Annotated in this window: 17 protein-coding genes; 7 read left to right on the top strand and 10 right to left on the bottom strand. The window is 68.2% G+C overall.

Features of this window, described 5'->3' with window-relative positions; genetic code table 11:
- Positions 1–136 precede the first annotated feature (136 nt).
- Genes IE266_RS08260 through IE266_RS08240 form a run of 5 tightly spaced genes read left to right on the top strand, consistent with a single transcriptional unit; the run spans position 137 to position 6,525 of the window.
- A complete protein-coding gene (locus IE266_RS08260; RefSeq protein WP_229863946.1) occupies positions 137–1,375 on the top strand; it encodes a cytochrome P450 in 1,239 nt (412 codons plus the stop codon).
- 27 nt (positions 1,376–1,402) lie between these two features.
- Positions 1,403–2,587 (top strand): thiolase family protein, encoded by a 1,185-nt coding sequence (locus IE266_RS08255; protein ID WP_189679593.1) that lies wholly within the window; start codon positions 1,403–1,405, stop codon positions 2,585–2,587.
- Positions 2,584–4,281 (top strand): AMP-binding protein, encoded by a 1,698-nt coding sequence (locus IE266_RS08250; protein WP_189679592.1) that lies wholly within the window; start codon positions 2,584–2,586, stop codon positions 4,279–4,281. The genes IE266_RS08255 and IE266_RS08250 overlap by 4 nt, the downstream gene beginning before the upstream one ends.
- Positions 4,278–5,264 carry a zinc-dependent alcohol dehydrogenase family protein gene (locus IE266_RS08245; RefSeq protein ID WP_189679591.1) on the top strand — a complete coding sequence of 329 codons (987 nt, stop codon included), beginning with the start codon at positions 4,278–4,280 and terminating at the stop codon, positions 5,262–5,264. The genes IE266_RS08250 and IE266_RS08245 overlap by 4 nt, the downstream gene beginning before the upstream one ends.
- Position 5,265: 1 nt before the next feature.
- Positions 5,266–6,525 carry a thiolase family protein gene (locus IE266_RS08240; RefSeq protein ID WP_189679590.1) on the top strand — a complete coding sequence of 420 codons (1,260 nt, stop codon included), beginning with the start codon at positions 5,266–5,268 and terminating at the stop codon, positions 6,523–6,525.
- A 7-nt stretch (positions 6,526–6,532) separates the two neighbouring features.
- Here IE266_RS08240 and IE266_RS08235 read toward each other — a convergent pair whose 3' ends face one another.
- The gene (locus IE266_RS08235) at positions 6,533–7,342 is read right to left on the bottom strand and encodes an enoyl-CoA hydratase/isomerase family protein (RefSeq protein ID WP_268249750.1); all 810 of its coding nucleotides are present in this window, start codon (positions 7,340–7,342) and stop codon (positions 6,533–6,535) included.
- A 135-nt stretch (positions 7,343–7,477) separates the two neighbouring features.
- On the opposite strand from IE266_RS08235, the gene IE266_RS08230 reads away from it, so the two are divergent.
- Positions 7,478–8,074: a TetR/AcrR family transcriptional regulator gene (locus IE266_RS08230; protein WP_189679588.1), complete on the top strand. Its 597-nt coding sequence runs from the start codon at positions 7,478–7,480 to the stop codon at positions 8,072–8,074.
- A 55-nt stretch (positions 8,075–8,129) separates the two neighbouring features.
- On the opposite strand, the gene IE266_RS08225 is transcribed toward IE266_RS08230, so the two are convergent.
- Positions 8,130–8,582 carry an Lrp/AsnC family transcriptional regulator gene (locus tag IE266_RS08225; protein ID WP_189679587.1) on the bottom strand — a complete coding sequence of 151 codons (453 nt, stop codon included), beginning with the start codon at positions 8,580–8,582 and terminating at the stop codon, positions 8,130–8,132.
- A gap of 137 nt (positions 8,583–8,719) precedes the next feature.
- On the opposite strand from IE266_RS08225, the gene IE266_RS08220 reads away from it, so the two are divergent.
- Positions 8,720–11,044, top strand: a complete 2,325-nt coding sequence (locus tag IE266_RS08220) for a thiamine pyrophosphate-binding protein (protein WP_189679586.1) — start codon at positions 8,720–8,722, stop codon at positions 11,042–11,044.
- An 88-nt stretch (positions 11,045–11,132) separates the two neighbouring features.
- Here IE266_RS08220 and IE266_RS08215 read toward each other — a convergent pair whose 3' ends face one another.
- The 8 genes from IE266_RS08215 to IE266_RS08180 all read right to left on the bottom strand — a co-directional run bounded on the left by IE266_RS08215 (position 11,133) and on the right by IE266_RS08180 (position 19,528).
- A complete protein-coding gene (locus tag IE266_RS08215; protein WP_189679585.1) occupies positions 11,133–12,917 on the bottom strand; it encodes a TRAP transporter permease in 1,785 nt (594 codons plus the stop codon).
- 49 nt (positions 12,918–12,966) lie between these two features.
- A complete protein-coding gene (locus tag IE266_RS08210; RefSeq protein ID WP_189679584.1) occupies positions 12,967–13,914 on the bottom strand; it encodes a TAXI family TRAP transporter solute-binding subunit in 948 nt (315 codons plus the stop codon).
- Between the two features lie 199 nt (positions 13,915–14,113).
- Positions 14,114–15,406, bottom strand: a complete 1,293-nt coding sequence (locus tag IE266_RS08205; RefSeq protein ID WP_189679583.1) for an ArgE/DapE family deacylase — start codon at positions 15,404–15,406, stop codon at positions 14,114–14,116.
- A gap of 9 nt (positions 15,407–15,415) precedes the next feature.
- Positions 15,416–16,069, bottom strand: coding sequence for a 3-oxoacid CoA-transferase subunit B (locus IE266_RS08200; RefSeq protein ID WP_229863944.1), 654 nt, complete (start codon positions 16,067–16,069; stop codon positions 15,416–15,418).
- Positions 16,053–16,748, bottom strand: coding sequence for a CoA transferase subunit A (locus tag IE266_RS08195; protein WP_229863943.1), 696 nt, complete (start codon positions 16,746–16,748; stop codon positions 16,053–16,055). Before IE266_RS08195 ends, IE266_RS08200 begins: the two co-directional genes overlap by 17 nt.
- Complete coding sequence (locus tag IE266_RS08190) at positions 16,745–18,082, bottom strand: aminotransferase family protein (RefSeq protein WP_189679582.1); 1,338 nt, start codon at positions 18,080–18,082, stop codon at positions 16,745–16,747. The genes IE266_RS08195 and IE266_RS08190 overlap by 4 nt, the downstream gene beginning before the upstream one ends.
- 5 nt (positions 18,083–18,087) lie before the next feature.
- On the bottom strand, positions 18,088–18,858 hold the full coding sequence (locus tag IE266_RS08185; RefSeq protein WP_189679581.1) for an amino acid ABC transporter ATP-binding protein: 771 nt from the start codon (positions 18,856–18,858) through the stop codon (positions 18,088–18,090).
- 13 nt (positions 18,859–18,871) lie between these two features.
- Complete coding sequence (locus IE266_RS08180; protein ID WP_189679580.1) at positions 18,872–19,528, bottom strand: amino acid ABC transporter permease; 657 nt, start codon at positions 19,526–19,528, stop codon at positions 18,872–18,874.
- Positions 19,529–19,534: the final 6 nt, after the last annotated feature.

Here is a 19,534-nt window from a genome sequence, read left to right as displayed (position 1 = left end):
GCTCTCCGGACGGGTGGCGCGCACCTTCTCGGCCGCCGCGATTCCACCGCTTGTGCCAAAGATGCACATGCGATAAAAGTAAACAAACATCTGTTTGGTTGCAACCACTGGCAACCCCGTCAGGAAACGAGGTGCGATGAATACCGCAATGACCGACAAGCCGATCGTCTACGACCCGAGCGATTCGGCCACCATGGCCGACCCCTTTCCGATCTACGCGCGGCTGCGCGAGGAGGATCCGGTCCACTGGAGCCCCTCGCTGAAGTCCTGGATCATCAGCCGGTACACCGATGTCCGCGACCTGCTGCTGTCCGATCACCTCTCGGTGCGGCGGCTGATGCAGTTCTACAGCTCGCTGCCGCCGCAGGACGCCGCGCTGCTGTCGGATATCGTCAAGTATCTCGACCTCTGGCTCGCCTTCCGCGATCCGCCTGACCACACGCGGGTCCGCCGGATCCTGCGCCATGCCTTCACGCCGAAGGCGGTTGATGCGATGCGGCCCGGAATCGAAGAGATCGTGCACCACCTGCTCGACCAGCTGGAAGAGCGCCAAGCCGACCGCATCGACCTGATCCGCGAATTCGCCCTGTTGGTTCCGGCCTATGTCATCATGGACATGCTGGAAGTGCCGCGCGAGATGCTGGCCGAATTCAAGAGCTGGTCCGACGACATGGCCGTCTTCATCGGCGGCGCGCGCAATGCCGACGACAAGTACCACCGCGCGGCGCGCGGCTGCCAGAAGATGTCCTCCTACTTCCGCGAGATCATCAACGAGCGCAGCGCCAACCCGCGCCCCGGCTTCCTGATGGACCTCATCAACGCCCGCGACGAGGGCGACCAGCTGACCGAGGACGAACTTGTCGCCACCTGCATCCTGATCCTCTTTGCCGGGCACGAGACGACGACGAACCTGATCGGCAACGCCTCGCTCCTGCTGCTGCGCCACCCCGATCAGCTGGCCGCCCTGCGCGCCGACCCGGCGCTGATCGACGGCGCCATCGAAGAGGTGCTGCGCCACGACGGGCCGACCAATGCGCTGGTTCGCGTGGTGGCGCAGGATCACGAGATCGAGGGGCGCAAACTGCGCGAGGGCGAACGTGTCTTCGTGATGATCAACTCGGCCAACCGCGACCCGCGCATCTTCGAGGACCCCGACCGCTTTGACATCCGGCGCAACCCGAACCGCCACCTGACCTTCGGGCAGGGCATTCACGTCTGCCTCGGCGCGCGCCTTGCGCGCGAGGAGGGGCGCGTCGCGGTGCTGGAGCTGATCAAGCGGTTCCCGGACCTGGCGCTGGATGACGAGCCGCCGGAGTGGCTCGACGCGATGGTGCCGCGCGGCACCCGGCGGCTGCCGGTGCGGCTGCGCGGATAACAACGGATTACGAGGGAGGAGGCGCGAATGGCGCAGGAGATAGGGATTGCCGCCGGCACGAGGACGGCACTGGGCAATTTCGGCGGCTCGCTCAAGGGCGTCGAACTGACCGACATGGCGGGCCATGCCGCCCGGGCCTGCGTGGCCAGGTCGGGCATCGCCGCCGACAAGATCGATCACATGGTCTTCACCACCACGGTTCCCACCGACCGCGACACGCTCTTCGCGGCGCGGGTCGTGGGGGTGAAATCCGGCATCCCCGAGGACGCGGGCGCCCTGCAGGTGGTGCGCGCCTGCGCCTCGGGCCTGCAGGCCATCATCTCGGCCGGGCAGCAGGTCGAAAGCGGCCACTCGCGCCTGTCGCTGGCCGGCGGGGCCGAGTGCTATTCCCGCGCGCCCCATGCCGTGGCGGGGGTGCGCTGGGGCGCTCCGCGCGGACCGATCGAGATGGAGGACATGCTCGACTGGGCCTATCGCTGCCCGTTCAGCCAGGAATACATGGGCGAAACCGCCGAGAACCTGGCGGAAGAGTTCCAATACGACCGCGACGCGATGGACGAATGGGGCGCGATGAGCCAGGCGCGGGCGATCGCCGCCATCCAGAACGGCTTCCTCGCGCGCCAGATCGTGCCGATCGAGGTGCCCGACGGCAAGTCCACCCGCGTCTTCGACACCGACGAAAGCCCGCGCGCAGACGCGACGCTGGACAAGCTCGCCAGCCTCAAGCCGGCCTTCCGGCCCGGCGGCAAGGTCACCGCGGGGAACTCCTCGGGGGTGACCGACGGGGCCGGCTTCGTGATCGTCGGCGACCGCGCGGCGATGGAGGCCGAGGGCTGCGCGCCCGAGGCACGGTTGGTCGACTGGCACTGCGTCGGCGTCCCGGCGCGGATCATGGGGCATGGCCCGGTGCCGGCCATCCGGGGGCTGCTCGACAAGACCGGGCTCAAGATCTCGGACATCGACTATTTCGAGATCAACGAGGCCTTCGCCGTGGTCAACCTCCACGCCGAGCGCCACCTGGGCATTCCGCGCGATCTGCACAACCTCTATGGCGGCGGCATCTCGGTCGGGCATCCGCCGGGGCTGACCGGCGTGCGCATGACGATGACCGCGGTGGAACACCTCAGGCAGACCGGCGGCCGGCGCGCGATCCTGTCGATGTGCCTCGGCGCGGGGCAGGGGCTTGCCATGCTGATCGAGCGGGTGGCATGACCGGCGCCGCAACCGCAACCGCGCCGGCCGGGCTGCCGCCCGAGATCGACGGCGCACCCGCCGCCCGCGCGGCCGAGGCGATGGCCGCCCGTTCGGCCACCGTCTACGATGCCTTCGTCCTGGCCTCCGAGGCCCATCCGGACAATGCCTTCCTGTGCATTCCCGCCCGGCCCGGACGCGCCTATCTCCCCGAAGGCGCCGAGATCACCTTCGCGCAGGCCCGCGCCGAGGTCGAACGGCGCGCCGCGATCTATCGCGCGGCGGGCTACGGGCCGGGGCACCGGGTCGCGCTGATGCTCGACAACCGGCCCGAGCATCTGTTCAACCAGCTCGCGCTCTATGCCGTCGGGGCCACGCAGATCCCGGTCAATCCCGACTACCTCGACCACGAGCTGGAATACCTGCTGTCGCACTCCGAGGCGGTCCTCGCGCTCGGCCACGCGGGGCACATGGACCAGCTCTCGCGCGTGGCCGGCAAGCTCGGCACACCGGCGCTGGACGAGGCCGCGCTGGCGACGCTGGCGCCAGTCACCGGCGCGCGGCCCGAGCGTCCGGGCCGGGCCAGCGAGGCGGCGCTGATATATACCTCGGGCACCACGGGGCGGCCCAAGGGCTGCGTGATCGACCACGAATATCACTTCGCCGTCGGCCTCGGCTATGCACGCCACGGCGGGCGGCTGGCCCTGCGCCACGGCGGCGACCGGCTGTTCGTGCCGCTGCCGGTCTTCCACGTCAATGCTGGCATCAACACGCTGACGGCGCTGATCCTCACCGGCAACTGCCTGATCCTGCCCGACCGCTTCCACCCGGACAGCTGGTGGCAGGACATCGCCGCCACCCGCGCCACGGCGATGCACTACCTCGGGATCATCCCGCCCATACTGATGAAGCGCCCGCCCGCGCCGCAGGATCGCGGCCACGGGCTGCGCTTCGGTCTTGGCGCGGGGCTCGACCCCGACCTGCACGCCGCCTTCGAGGAACGCTTCGGCGTCGCCATGGTCGAGGTCTGGGGGATGAGCGAAACCGGCCGCTTCCTGGCCGATTGCCACGAACCGCGCCGCATCCGCACCCGCGCCTTCGGCAAGCCCTACGACGACCTCGAAGCCCAGGTCTGGGACGAGGCGGGCCGCGAGGTGCCCCATGGCGCGCAGGGCGAACTGGTGGTGCGCGCGCCGGGACCCGACCCGCGCCGGGGCTTCTTCCGCGAATACCTCAAGAACTCCGAGGCCACCGCCGAGGCCTGGCAGGGCGGCTGGTTCCACACCGGCGACGTGGTCACCCAGGAGCCGGACGGCATGGTGCACTTCGTCGAGCGGCGCAAGAACATCATCCGCCGTTCGGGCGAGAACATCTCGGCCGCCGAGGTCGAGAACGCGCTGATCGGCCACCCGGCGGTGGCCGCGGTCGCAGTCATCAGCGTCACCGACGAGATGCGCGACGAGGAGGTGATGGCATGCATCATCCCGGTGGACGGCGCGGCGCGGGACGCGGAAACCGCCCGCTCGGTCTTTGAACACGGTCGCCGTCTGGTGGCCTATTACAAGCTGCCGGGCTGGGTCGCCTTCGTCGACGATCTGCCCCGCACCGGCACCCAGAAGGTGCGCAAGGGGCTGATCTTCCCCGGCCTCGACGACCCGCGCCACGCGCCGGGCATCATCGACCTGCGCGACCTCAAGAAACGGAGCAAGCCATGAAGACGCTGGTGTACGACCGCCACGGCGACCCGACCGAGGTGCTGCGCCTGGTCGAAGCGCCCGACCCGCTGCCGGGGCCGGGCGAGGTGCGGCTGCGGCTGCGGGTCATGACGATCAACCCCGCCGACCTGCTGACCATCGAAGGCAGCTACGGCGCCGAACCCGAACCGCTGCCGGACACGCCGGGCCATGGCGCCTATGGCATCGTCGACGCGGTGGGCGAGGGGGTCGACCGGCTGGCGCCCGGCGACGCGGTGCTGCCGGTGGGGCGCGGTCTGTGGACCGATACGCTAATCCTCGACGCGCGCATGGCCGTGCCCGCGCCGGCGGGCATCGACCCCGAACAGGCCGCGATGATGCGCGCCAACCCCTCGACCGCCGACATCATGCTGCGCGACTACCGCGACCTCGCGCCGGGCGACTGGGTGGTGCAGAACGCCGCGAACTCGGCCGTGGGCCGGCTGGTCGCCCGCTTCGCCCGCGATCGCGGCATCCGCACCGTCAATATCGTGCGGCGCGACGGTCTCGCCGACGATCTGAAGGCCGAAGGCGCCGACGTGGTGCTGGTCGACAAGGGCGACAACGATCTGGCCGACCGCATCCTCGCGGCGACCGGCGGCATCCGTCCGAAGCTCGCGCTCGACGCCGTCGGCGGCGCATCGACGGCGGCGCTGGCGGCCAGCCTCGAAAAGGGCGGCGCGGTTGTCGTCTACGGGCTGCTCTCGGGCGAGCCCTGCGCGCTCGACGCCCGCGACCTTGTGTTCCGCGACATCACCGTGACCGGCTTCTGGCTGTCCGACTGGTTCGCAAAGGCCGACCGCGATGCGATCCGCCGGCTCAACGGCTTCCTGGCCGAGCAGATGGCCCAGGGCCGCCTGCACACCGAAGTCGCCGCCCGCTACCCGCTGAGCCAGCACCGCGAGGCCATGGCCCACGCGGCAGCAGCCGGGCGCGACGGCAAGATCCTCTTCGTCGGAGAATGACATGCGCGACGTCTATGTAATCGGCACCTCCTGCACCGCCTTCGGCAAACGCCCGCAGGACAGCTTCAAGGCCCTCGCGCGCGAGGCCTATCTCGACATGCTCCGCGACGCCGGGCTGGACAGCGGCAGCGACATCGAACAGGCCTGGTTCGGCAATTGCGGCATGGGCACCTTCGGCCAGCGCAACATCCGCGGACAGGTCTGTTTCACCCCGCTCGTGCGCGAGGGGCTGTTTCCCGAACGCGTCCCGATGATCAACGTCGAGGGCGGCTGCGCCACCGCCTCCATGGCCTTCCACGGCGCGTGGAAGGACGTGGCCTCGGGCGACATGGAGATGTCCATGGCCATCGGCGTGGAAAAGACCTTCTTCGCCGGCGACGGCGGGCGCACGCTGGAAATCTTCGAAGGCGGCATCGACCAACTCGATCCCGAGGAATGGCACAGCTACTACGCCGAGATGGGGCACGAGGCCGGCAAGCCGTTCGAGCCGAACGGCGGCGGCGGCACGGTCTTCATGAACACCTACGCCATGCAGGCGGCCTGGCACATGAAGCACCACGGCACGACCCAGGAACAGATCGCCATCGCCGCCTCGAAGAACCATTGGCACGGCTCGATGAACCCCAAGGCGCAATATCGCTTCGAGGTCTCGGTCGACGAGGCCCTGGCCGACCGCGAGGTCTCCTGGCCGCTGACGCGCGCCATGTGCGCCCCCATCGGCGACGGCGCGGCGGCGGCGCTGCTGGTCTCTGGCGACAGGCTGGCCGGCATGGACCGAGCGGTGCGCGAGCGCGCGATCAAGGTGCGCGGCTCGGTGCTGACCGGCGGCAAGTATCGCGCCGCGAGCGAGCCGGGCCTCAGCCGGGTCGCCGCGCAGAAGGCCTATGCCAAGGCGGGCCTGAGCGCCGCCGACGTCGACCTGGTAGAGGTACATGACGCCACCTCCTTCTGCGAGATATTCCAGCTGGAAATGCTGGGCTTCGCTGAGGACGGCAAGGGCGGCGCCTTCGTGGCCGAGGGGCATACCCGGCTGGGTGGCCGGTTGCCGGTGAACCTCTCCGGCGGGCTGGTGTCCAAGGGCCACCCGGTGGGCGCAACGGGCCTGTCAATGATCCACGAACTGGCGCTGCAACTGCGCAGCGAGGCGGGCGAGCGTCAGGCGCAGAAGGCCGACATCGCCCTGGCCGAGAACGGCGGCGGCGTCATCGGCTTCGACGAGGCCGCCTGTTCGGTCATCCTGCTCGAGGCCCCCGGCGCCTGAGCGCGCCTCAGGGCAGGTCGGTGATGCTCCGGCGGCCGGCCGCCCCCTCGCGCACCAGCTCGCGGCTGCGCTCGCGCAGCATCAGGTCGCAGAACAGGGCGCGCTCGGCACCGAACCGCGCCTCCTGCGGCCCGATTGCCGCCGCCGCGCGCACCAGCGACTTGATATGCGCGGGGGCGGGGGTGGGTTGCTTGGCGATCCGACGCGCCAGCTCCGTCGCCGCCGCTACCGCATCCTCGCGCAGCGGGCCCGTGGCCAGCCCGGCGGCGACCAGCGCGGCGGGGTCGAGCGTTTCGCCCAGCAGGGCGATCTCCAGCGCGCGCGCCGGCCCGACCAATTCTGGCAAACGCTGGGTTCCGCCGGCCCCCGGCAGCAGCCCGAGGTTGATCTCGGGCAGCCCGAAGACAAATGGCCCCTGTTGCACAAGGCGGAAATCGCAGGCCAGCGCGATCTCGAAGCCGCCGCCCATTGCCGTGCCGTTCAACGCCGCGAAGAAGACCGTGCCGGAAGTTTCCATCAGGCGCGTGGCGGTGTGGATGGGGGCCTCGGGCACCGGCCTGTCGGCGCTGAACTGAAGGCCTTTCCGCGCCATCCACTCGGCGCGCCGCTCGAGGACCTTGAGATCGTAGTGGCGGACGAAGTAACCGGGCGTCTCGCCGGAGAGGACGCAGGCGGGGGTCTGACTGGCGATGACCGTCTCGATGGCGGCGAGAAATTCGCGCTCCATGGCCTCATCCATCAGCCCATCGTCGGGGTTGCTGAAGGACAGGTGAGAAATGTCGCCATCCGACCTTAATTTGACGCTACCTTGGGGCAAAGTTCGCTTTCCTGACTGTTTGGACAATCACAGCACATCCGCTATGGAATAACAAACAAACATTTGATAAGTTGGCAGTCCAGCGACCCGACAGGTCGAGCAGCAGCGAGGTCACAGCCAGTGGGAAACCCGAACGTGAAGCCCCGGCAGGACGGCAAGGGCTCGAAAAGCGAGAGCCGCCGCGAGGAACTGCTGCGCAAGGCAGCCGACCTGATCGCCCAGAAGGGCTTCGAGGGCACGTCGATGCGGGATATCGCGGCGGCGGTCAACATCCTGCCCGGCTCGCTCTACCACCATTTCAAGTCCAAGGAGGACATGCTCATTGAGATCCACCAGCGCGTGGTGGACCGGATGTATGACCGCGTGGTCGAGGCCATCGAGGCCGGCAAGACGCCGTGGGAAAAGCTGGAAAACGCTGCTGTCGCGCATTTCGAGGGGCTGATCGAAAGCCGCAACCTCGTCAACATCATCTCGCCGAACTTCCCGGAAGAGCGTGGCGCGATCAACGAGCAGATCAAAGAACAGCGCAGCCGCTACGAGGACGTCTTCCGCGACCTCTTCGCCGGCCTCGACCTGCGGCCCGACGTCCAGCCGAACGTGCTGCGGCTGCAGGTGCTCGGGTCGCTCAACTTCGCGCCCTTCTGGTTCCGCGAAGGCGGCGGGTTGACGGCGACCGATGTCGCCCGGCAGTTCGTTCGCAACCTGCGGCAGGGCTGCGCGCCGCTGGCATGACGGTGCAGCGGCGGGTCCTGCCTGCCGTGATCGTAGCAAACACGCAATCTGCGGTTCAGGCCGGGAGCGACTGCCCCGACTTGACCCGGCGCAGCGGGATCGAGGATTCGATCGAGGCCACGCAGGGCACGCGCGTCAGCCGGTTGATGAGAAACCGCTCGAATGCGACCAGATCGGCGGTGGCGACGCGCATCAGGTAATCGCGATTGCCCGTCATCAGCCAGCAGTCGACCACTTCGGGAAACTCGCCGATCGCTTTCTCGAAGGTGGCAAGGGCCTCGTCGATCTGCCGGTCCAGCTTGACCGAGACGAAGACCGAGAACCCGCTGCCGACCTTCGCCTCGTCGATCTCGGCCGAATAGCCGGTGATGACGCCGTCCTCCTCCAACTGCCGGACGCGGCGGGCAACGGGCGTGGCACTCAGCCCGACCTTCGCGGCCAGGTCGGTGATCGAGATCCGCCCATCCTGCCGCAATGCCCGCAGGATTCGGCCATCGAGTTCGTCCATGCTGTCTGATATCTCCAAGAAGTACGGAATCTCTAGTTGATATGGCTATATCTCTCCCAATTCAGGCGCAAAACGCAAGGTTTCACTCCCCGATCTGAGCGAAAACCGCGGAAACGACTGCAAGGAGGCTGCAGCGCATGTCCGTTTCGCATCTCAAGACCGTCGAACGCCGCCTGCTGTGGCTTTCGCACTGGATGATCCACCACGCCAACCACATCCGCCCCAACCCCGACGGCATCAAGGTCGGCGGGCACCAGGCCTCCTCGGCCTCGATGGTGTCGATCATGACGGCGCTCTACTTCTCGGCGCTGCGGCCGCAGGACAGGGTCGCGGTCAAACCCCATGCCTCGCCGGTGTTTCATGCGATGCAGTATCTCATGGGCAACCAGACTCGCGACAAGCTCGAGGCCTTTCGCGGCTATGGCGGCGCCCAGTCCTACCCGAGCCGCACCAAGGACGTCGACGACGTGGATTTCTCGACCGGCTCGGTCGGCCTCGGCGTCGCGATGACCGCCTTTGCCTCGATCATGCAGGACTATGTCCGCGCCAAGACCTGGGGTGCGGCGGTGCCCGAGGGGCGCATGGTCGCGCTGGTCGGCGATGCCGAGATGGACGAGGGCAATGTCTACGAATGCCTACAGGAAGGCTGGAAGAACGACCTGCGCAACTGCTGGTGGATCATCGACTATAACCGCCAGTCGCTGGACGGGGTGGTGCGTGAGGGGCTTTGGGGCCGGATCGAGAAGATCTTCGACGCCTTCGGCTGGGAGGTCGTGCGCCTGAAATACGGTCGCCTGCAGCGCGCCGCCTTTGCCGAACCCGGCGGCGCGGCCCTGCGCGACTGGATCGATGCCTGTCCGAACCAGCTCTACTCGGCGCTGACCTTCCAGGGCGGCAAGGTATGGCGCAAGCGGCTGATGGACGACCTCGGCGACCAGGGCGAGGTGAGCGCCCTGATCGAGCGGCGCAGCGACGATGAACTGGCGGCGCTGATGGAGAACCTCGGCGGCAACTGCGTCGACACCATGGCCGAGGCCTTCGCCGCCATCGACCACGACCGGCCCACCTGCTTCCTGGCCTATACGATCAAGGGCTGGGGTACGCCGATCGCCGGGCACAAGGACAACCACGGTGGCCTGATGACCAAGGCGCAAATGGCCGAATGGCAGCGCCATATGGGGGTCGCGGAGGGGGCCGAGTGGGATCTGTTCGAAACGGTCCCTGACGTGCCGGCCTTCCGCGCCTTCCTCGACCAGGTGCCCTTCTTCCGCCAGGGCGCACGCCGCCACGCCAGCGCTCCGGTCGCCGTGCCGGCGCTTGCGGCCCCGAAGGATCGTGAAATCTCCACCCAGATGGCCTTCGGCAAGATCCTCGATGGCATCGCCCGCTCGGACGGGCCGCTGGCCGAGCGCATCATCACCACTTCGCCCGACGTGACCGGCACCACCAGCCTCGGACCCTGGGTGAACCGGCGCAAGCTCTTCGCGCGCAGCCCGCAGGAAGACCTCTTCCGCAAGGCGCAGATCCCCTCGACCGCGAAATGGGACTTTGCACCGGACGGGCAGCACCTCGAACTCGGCATCGCCGAGATGAACCTCTTCCTCGCGCTCGCCGCGGCGGGGCTGTCGCATTCGCTGTTCGGGGAGCGCCTGCTGCCCATCGGGACAGTCTACGACCCCTTCGTTGCACGGGGGCACGACGCCTTGAACTATGCCTGCTACCAGGACGCGCGTTTCCTTATCGTGGGCACGCCCTCGGGGGTGACGCTGGCCCCCGAGGGCGGGGCGCACCAGTCGATCGGGACGCCGCTGGTGGGCATTTCACAGCCGGGGCTGACCTCCTTCGAACCGGCCTTCGCCGACGAGCTGTCGGTCATCATGGAATGGGCCTTTGAGCATCTCCAGGCCGAGGAGGGCGGGTCCGTCTATCTGCGGCTCTCGACCAACCCGATCGAGCAGATCGGGCCGCGCTCGGACGAGGGCTTCCGTCAGGGCGTGCTGGATGGCGCCTACTGGCTTCGTCCGCCGGGGCCGAATTGCGAGGTGGTGTTGGTCTACCAGGGCACCGTCGCGCCCGAGGTCATCGCGGCCGCCGGCTTCCTCGCCGATGCCCGCCGGGATATCGGGGTGCTGGCGGTGACCTCGGCCGACCGGCTACACGCGCAATGGTCCTCTGCGCTGGTCGAGCGGGCCAGGGGCGGGGCGCAGCAGCTTTCGCCGGTGGAGCGGCTGCTGGCCGGGGTGCCACGCGACTGCGCTCTGGTCACCGCGCTCGACGGACATCCGCTGGCGCTGTCCTGGCTGGGGTCGGTCTCGGGGCACCGGGTGATCCCGCTTGGCGTGGCGGCCTTCGGTCAGACCGGCACCATCCAGGATCTCTACCGCCATTTCCGCATCGACCGTGACGCGATCTGGCAGGCGGTGGAGCAACTGACACCGGGCCGTCGCCTGCGGTCGGCGTAGAACCGGTGGCCGTTGCCGTCCCGCGCAGGGCCATGCGCGGGACGGGAGGTCGATCACCGGACCGCGCGGCGCCTCCCCCTGAGACGGGTCAGAACCAGGCTCCGGCGAAGATCACCGCCAGCCCGGCCAGGCAGGCCAGGGCGGTCGGAACCGGCCGCCGCACCGCGATCAGCCCCCAGGACAGGAACCCCAGTCCCACGGCGATCCTGAGCGCGGCCCAGAGTGCGGCGAGCGGCTCGCTCGACAGTTCGATCAGCGCCGGGTTGGCGATCATACCAAGCGGGATCACGTAGAGCCCGACCCCCAGCGCCATCGCCGTCAGCGCGACCTTCAGCCAGTTCTCGCCTATCATCCCGGCGGCGATGAAGACCGCGCCGCAGACCGGCGGGGTGATCGTCGACAGGATCGCATACCAGAACACGAAGAGATGCGCCTGCAAGGGTTCCAGCCCCAGCTTCATCAGGGCAGGCCCCGCGACCGAGACGCAGATCACGTATGCGGCGGTGGTCGGCACCTCCATGCCCAGCACCAGGCAGGCCAGCGCGGTCAGCAGCAGCGAGGGCCAGAGATAGCCGCCCGAGCCTTCGAGGATCAGCGAGGTGATCTTCACCCCCAGCCCGGTGATCGACAGCACCCCCACGACGATCGAGGCGCAGAGGATGATCGAGGCGATCATCGCCACCTGCGCGGCGGCGTTCAGCAGCGCCGAACCGACCCGGCTGGCAATCTGCGCCGGGGCAAAGGTGAACTCGGCGTTGAACAGCAGCAGCACCGCCGCCGCCAGGATCGCCAGCGCCGCGGCATACTCCGGGGTGAACCCGATGCCGAACATGGCGCCCAGCAGGATGGCGAAGGGCACCAGGAAGAACATCGAGGTGACGATCACGTCGCGGCTGCGGGGGCGGTCGGCGGCCTCTATGCCCCTCAGCTCGAACCGCCGGGCATAGGCGTTGATCCCCAGCCAGACGGCCAGGAAATACAGCAGCGCCGGCAGCAGCGCGGCGGCGACGATGTCGGAATAGGGGACGCCGGTCAACTCGACCATGACAAAGGCGCCGGCCCCCATCAGCGGCGGCATGATCTGCCCGCCCGACGAGGCCACCGCCTCGACCGCCGCGGCCAGCCGCTTGGGATAGCCAAGCCGCGTCATCGCCGGCAGCGTCACCGCCCCGGTCGAGGCGACATTGGCCGAGGCCGAGCCCGAGATCGACCCGAAGAGCGCCGAGGAGAGCACCGAGACCTTCGCCGCGCCGCCCTTGAGCCGGCCCGCCGCCGCCGAGGCGAGGTTCATGAAGCCGAGCCCGGCTTCGCCGGCGTTCAGCACCGCACCGAAAATCACGAAAACGGCGACGACATTGACCGACACGCCGGTCAGGCTACCCCAGATGCCGCCCTCGGCAATGGTCAGCGTGCCGAGGAAGCTTGCCAGCGGCGTGCCGGAATGGCCGAACTCGCCCGGAATATACTGGCCGAACAGCCCGTAGAGCAGTGCGGCGAAGGCCACCAGCGGCAGCGGCCAGCCGATCGCCCGGCGCGCGGTCTCGAGCACCACGCCCAGCAGGGCGACGGCGATGGCGATCTGCGCCGGTCCTTCGAGGAAGCCGTATTGATCCCCAAGCCGCTGGTTGTTCAGCGCCACCCAGAGCGCCGCCGCGATGCCGACTGCCGCAATGACGGCGCCGGTCCATCGCTGCCAGCCAGGCTTGGCGCTGTAGACCAGCGCAAAGGGCAGGATCAGCGCCATGTGCAGCGGCCGGCTGACCAGGTTCGCCACCAGCCCGGAGAAGACCAGGCCGAGGTGAAACGCGACCAGCAGCAGCGCGAAGGCGATCCAGGCGCCGGTTCGGACGCGTTCGAAGGGGGATGAGGGCATTGTCGGGTCCGTTCGGGCGCGGCGCCGGGGCGCCGCGCCGCGCGGGTGGTTACTTGCTGGCCGCCGGAACGGCGATACCGGCCTCGGCGTAATAGCGCAGCGCGCCGGGGTGGAACTCGGCCTTGACGCTCTGCATCAGGTCCGGGGTCACGCCGTTCCACCAGGGCGAGATGCCGGCCATCTCGGCCTTCTGCTCCCAGAAGGTCTTTGTCAGCGTATAGGCGGTGTCATCATCCATCTGGGTAGTGGTATAGGCTGCCACCGGCAGTGAGGTGGTCACGACGTCGCTCTCCTGCCCGGCATAGGTGCCGGCCGGAATGACCACGCGGGTGCTCTTGGTCTGGGCGACCTCATCCTCGGTCATCGACAGGATGGTGACAGGGGTCGAGGCCGCCGCCTCGACCACGTTCGGTGCGGGGAAGGAACCGGCGGTCACGAACCCGTCGATCTGGCCGTTCTTGAGCGCGTTGACCGCGTTCGACAGCTCGGCGTCGGCGATCTTGACCTTGCCGTCCAACCCGAAGAGCGTGAGGTATTTCTCGCCTTCCTTCGCGCCGAAAGAGCCTTTGCCCAGCAGGATTGTCTTGTCGGCGAGGCTGGCAAAGCCGTTGTCCGCCGACTTCGCCATGACGAAATGCATGGTCAGCGAGGGGATCGGGAACAGTGCGCGGATCTCGGCGAATTTCGGGTCGCCCTTGCCGTCGAACGGCCCGGTCGCGCCCTGCGCGGCGCTGACCAGCGAGGGCGGCGTGGTAAAGACATAGTCACCACCCCGCGCGCGGACCTCCATCACGTTCTGGACCGAGCCCTGGCTCTCCTCGATGGTAACCGAGACATTGCCATCGGTGCCGGCCTTGATCGCCTCGGCCAGTTCCACGCCCATCTGGTAATAGGACGACCCGCTCTTGGCCGACTTGTAAGTGACACGCGTCTCGGCCCCGGCCGAGGTCGCGCCAAACGCCAAGGCGAGCGCACAGCTGAATGCAACGAATTTCATTGGGTTTCCTCCACTCCTGGGCGGCACTCGGGCCGCCTTCCCATTGGCGGGGATACTGCGGTCGCATGACGGGATTGTCGACCCGCGACCGGCATCGCCTCGAATTTTCCACCTATTGGCGAATGCCCGGACTTCCGTTCGGGAGGTGCCGGGGCAGGGCGCAGGCCGCCCCGGTGTATCTTCGGTCCGATCGCCGGCGTCAGACCGGCTCGACCCCGCACCAGTTCGCGATGAACAGTGCCGTCGCCTGGGTCACGCGCCGCATGCTCTCCAGGTCGACGCGCTCGTTGAAACCGTGGATGGCTTCGGCGCGCGGGCCGTAGACCAGTGCCGGCGTGTCGGCGTAGAGGCCGAAGAAGCGGGCGTCGGTGGTGGCGGTGATTGCCACCTTGTCGAGCGCCTGGCCGGTGATCGCGCCATGCGCCTGTTCCAGCGTGGCAATCGCTTGCCGCGCGGTCTCGCCGGTGTCGTCGGCCAGCGCATAACCTTCGGCCATGAAGCCGTTGTAGGTGATCTCGGGCATGTTGTTGCGAAGGAAGTCGCTTTGCCGCGCGGCATTGTTCAGCGTCGCCTCGATATCGGCGCGGGCGGCGGCCATGTCCTGGCCGGGGTAGAGGCCCATGCGCACGTCGAAGACGCACCAGGCCGGAACCGAACTGGTCCAGTCGCCGCCCTGGATCTTGCCGACGTTCAGGTTCAGCGGGTGGTGCACGTGGTCATAATGCGCGGGCTTGGCCTGGTCGGCGTTCCAGCGCGCCTCCATCTCGTGCAGCGCGGCGATCAGCGGCAGGGCGGCCTCGATGGCGTTCGAGCCCGAGCCGGCATAGGCGACATGGGTGGGCAGGCCGCGCAGGTGCACCTGGAACCACATCACGCCGACCTGCGCCATCACCAGCGACTCGGCGAAGGGTTCGGGGATCAGCGCTGCATCGGCGCGGTAGCCGCGCTGCAGGCAGGCCAGCGCGCCGTTGCCGGTGCATTCCTCCTCGACCACCGACTGCACGAAGACATCTGCCGCTGGCGCAAGGCCGCAGGCCCGCAACGCGTCGAGCGCGAAGAGGTTCGAGGCCAGCCCGGCCTTCATGTCGCCCGCGCCGCGGCCGTACATCCAGCCATCGTCGAGGCGCGGCTCATAGGGCGGCGTGTCCCACATGTCGTGCGGGCCTTCGGGTACGACGTCCATGTGGCCGTTGAGGATCAGCGAGCGGCCCTTGCCGCTGCGTGCCCGATGCGCGCCGACCACGTTCACCGCGTCCTCGTAGTCGCCGACTACCGGCGAGAAGCCCGGCATCCCCCGGATGTCGTCGATGTCGATGGTCCAGTGGTCGGTTGCGAGGCCGCGCTCCTCGAAGGCCCGCGCCATGAAGTCCTGCGCGGCCTGTTCCTGCCCCCGTGTCGAGGGAAAGGCGACGAGTTCCGAGAGGAACTCGGTCTGCCGCTCGAACAGGTCGTCGACGGCGTGGCGGAGGCGGGTCTGTGTTTCGCTGTTCATGTAGGGCCTTCAGAAAGTCGGGATCTCGCCCTCGGGCAAGGACAGGGGCGCGCCGGTGGCGGCGGCGACGGTGGCCGGGTCCAGCCCCTCGGCGATCTCGCGCAGGGCAAAGCCCTGCGGTGTCACGTCGATCACCGCCATTTCGGTGAGGACGCGGGCGACGCAGCCCGCCGCCGTGAGGGGCAGCGTGCAGCGCGAGACCAGCTTGGGGTTGCCGGCGCGGTCGGTATGGGTGGTCAGCACGATGACACGGCGCGCCTTCTGGGCCAGCTCGATACCGCCGCCCGCGCCGGGGGTGAACCGGCCGGGGATCTTCCAGTTGGCCAGGTCGCCATTCGCGGCCACCTCGAAGGCGCCCAGCATGGTCAGGTCGAGCCGCCCGGTGCGCACCAGCGCGAAGGAGGTGGCGCTGTCGAAGAAGGCGCTGCCGGGAATGGTCGAGACATAGGCGCCGCCGGCGTCGATCAGGTTGCGGTCCGCCGCCTCGTAGGGTAGCGTGGGGCCGATCCCGGATAGGCCGTTCTCGGTGTGCAGGCAGACCGGGAAATCGGCCGGGATATGGCCGATCACGCGGGTCGGCAGGCCGATCCCGAGGTTCACCACCATGCCGGGAGCGATCTCGCGCGCGGCGCGGGCGATCATGCGGTCATGCGCGCCGGACAACGCCATACTCCTCGCTCAGGGCCTCCAGCGCGACGACATGGTCGACGAAGGGGCCGGGGGTGTGGACATGGTCCGGGGGCAGGGCGCCCAGCGGCACGATCTCTTCCGCCTCGGCGATCACCATGTCGGCGGCCATCGCTATAAGCGGCGCGAAGTTGCGCGCCGTGGCGGCAAAGGCGAGGTTGCCGAAGGTATCGGCGCGGGCAGCATGGATCAGCGCCACGTCGCAGCGCAGCGCCAGTTCGACCACGGCGCTGTCGCCGCCGATCTCCAGCCGCGGCTTGCCCCGCGTCAACTCGGTGTCGCGGCCGATGTCGGTGACGATGGCCTTGAGGCCCGCCCCACCGGCGCGGATGCGCTCGGCCAGGATGCCCTGCGCGCAGAATTCCACCTCGATCTCGCCCGCGTTCATCATCGCCACGGCGCGCGGGTTCAGCCCGATATGAGTGGTTATCAGCCGCCGGATGCGCCCCTGCGCCAGCAAGTGATCGACCCCCATGCCGGTCTCGTTGGCATCGTTCTTGATGATGGTCAGGTTGTCCTGTCCCTGCCGGAGCAGCTCCTGGATCAGCGCGAAGGGCGTGCCCGGCACGCCGAAGCCCGAGAGCATCACCGTTGCCCCCGAAGGGATGCGGGCGACGGCTTCGGCCATCGCCGTGGTCTTGTCGGGCAGCTTCACGCCGCCGGCTCCGCCAGGCGCGTCTCGGCGGCAAAGGCGTCAAGCGCGGCGGTCAGCTTCACCATGATCTCGTCGATCTGGTCTTCTGTCACGATCATCGGCGGGCAGACCAGGAAGTGATCGCCCGACGTCCCGCCCCGGGTGCGCCGCGAGTAGATGATGAGCCCCATGTCATAGGCGATATCCACCAGCCGCTGGAACGCCTTCATCGCGGGCGGCAGCGGCTCCATCGTGGCGCGGTCGGCGACCAGTTCGAAGGCGAGCAGCAGGCCCTGGCCGCGCACGTCGCCGATGAAGGGATAGCGGTTCATCAGCCCGGTCAGACGCGATTTCAGCAGAGCGCCCATGCGCGCGGCATTGTCGATCAGCCCGTGCCGGTCGATCTCGTCCAGCACCGCGAGGCCGGCGGCGCAGGCCAGCGGGTTGCCGGCATAGGTATGGCCATGCTGGAAACCGCCGTCGGCCATCACCGCATCGACCATGTCGCTGCGCGCGATCATCGCGCCCAGCGGGACATAGCCGCCGCCGAAGCCCTTCGAGATGGCGATGATGTCGGGCGCGGTGCCCCAGTGGTCGGCGCCCCAGAACTTGCCGGTGCGGCCGCCGCCGGTCATCACCTCGTCGTGGATCAGCAAGATGTCGTAGGCGGTGCAGATCTCGCGGATCCGCTGCATGTAGCCCGCCGGCGGCACCAGGGCCCCGGTCGAGGCGCCGCCGATCGGCTCGACGATAAAGGCCAGCACCGTCTCGGGGCCTTCCTCCAGGATCTTCGCCTCCAGCATGTCGGCATAATGCAGCCCTGTCGCCGGGTCGTCGGGGTTCATCCCGTCCAGATAGGCGCGCGGGGCCGGGATCTTGGGCATTTCGCGCATCATCGGGCGGAAGGGCCCGGTCAGCGGGTCATACCCGGTGATCGCGAGCGCCCCGAGGGTCGAGCCGTGATAGGACGGCATCCGCGAGATCACCTTCCAGCGGCTGCCTTGCCCGATGGCGATCTTGTACTGGCGCGCCAGCTTGATGGTGCTCTCGGTCGCCTCGGACCCGCCCGAGACGAAAAACACCCGGTCCAGCCCCGGCGGGCAGAGCGCGGCGGTGCGGGCGGCCAGCGTTTCCGAGGCCTCGGTCTGGAAATGCAAGCGATAGCCGAAGGTCGACTTCTCCATCTGCGCCCGCATCGCGGCCAGCACGGCGGGGTTGGAATGGCCGATGTTGGACACCATCGCGCCGGACGAGCCGTCGAGATAGCGCTTGCCGTCCTGGCCATACATGTAGACGCCCTCTCCCCGTTCGAGGAAGGGCCGGAAGGAACTGGTCTGGTAGAAAAGATGCGACATGGGGGTCACTTGTTGGCGTTGGCGAGATGCTTGCGCAGGAAGTTGCGGGTGCGTTCGTTGGTCGGGTTGCGGAAGATCACATCGGGCGGGCCTTCCTCGACGACCACGCCCTGGTCCATGAACAGGACGCGGTCGCAGACGCTCTCGGCAAAGCCCATCTCGTGGGTGACGATGATCATGGTCATGTGCTCCTCGGCGAGCTTCTTCATCACCAGGTTCACCTCCTCGACCAGTTCGGGGTCGAGCGCCGAGGTCGCCTCGTCGAACAGCATCACCTTGGGCTTCATCGCCAGCGCGCGGGCAATCGCCACGCGCTGCTTCTGCCCGCCGGACAGCTGCGAGGGGTAATAGTCGATGCGCTCCAGCATCCCCACCTTGTCGAGCTGCTCCTCGGCCAGCTTGTCGGCCTCGGCATCAGACAGGCCCTTGAGCATCTTCGGCGCCAGCTTGATGTTCTCGCGCACGGTCAGGTGCGGGAACAGGTTGAAGTGCTGGAACACCATGCCGATGTCCTGGCGCACCTGGTTGATGTGCTTCTCGTACTGGCGGTGCGGCAGCTTCTTGTTGACCTGCGTGTCCTCCAGCCAGACCTCGCCGCCGGTCAGCGGGTCAAGGTCGTTGATGGCGCGCAGCAGGGTGCTCTTGCCCGACCCCGAGGGGCCGATGATGGCGACGATCTGGCCGCGGCTCACCTGCAGGTTGATGTCCTTCAGCACTTCCAGCGAGCCGAAGCTCTTCTGGGCGTGGCGGATGTCGACAAAGGGTTTCTCGGTCATTTCGCGGTCTCCCTCAGCGGCTGGCCTGGATGCGGCGTTCGACGCGGCGCAGGACGGCCTCCATCGCTAGGTTGATGACATAGTAGAACAGGGCGGCCACCACGTAGAACTCGAAGGGCCGGTAGGTGCGCCCGATTGCCAGCTGCGCCGACAGCGTCAGCTCGGCCACGCCGATCACCGACACCAGGGCCGAATCCTTCAGCAGGGCGATCATGTTGTTGCCGATCGGCGGGATCACGTCGCGCACCGCCTGCGGCACCACCACCCGGCGCAGCGCCTGGCCCCGGCTCAGGCCCAGCGTGCGCGCGGCCTCCATCTGGCCCCGGTCGACGGCAAGGATCGCGGTCTGGATCAGTTCCGAGTTGTAGACCGCGAAATGCAGCCCCAGCCCGATCACCCCGGCGACAAAGGCGGGCAGGTCGATGCCGACCTGGACCAGCCCGAAATAGATCAGGAACAGCTGCAACAGCAGCGGCGTGCCCATGAACAGCCACTCGAAGGCGCGGAAGGGCAGGCGCACGGGCTTGGGCGCATAAAGCGCGATGACCGCGAAGAGGATGCCGCCGACAAAGCTCAGCAGCGCCGCCGCGACGGTGATGGCGATGGTCCAGAGCGCGCCGAGGAAGATGACGTCGAGGTATTTCGGTACGACGGAGAAATCGAGTCCCATGCGCGC

This window comes from Seohaeicola zhoushanensis, from assembly GCF_014656415.1.
GTDB lineage: Bacteria > Pseudomonadota > Alphaproteobacteria > Rhodobacterales > Rhodobacteraceae > Seohaeicola_A > Seohaeicola_A zhoushanensis.
The sequence above is the reverse complement of the archived record's forward strand: the minus strand, read 5'-3'. Positions and strand labels throughout refer to the sequence as shown.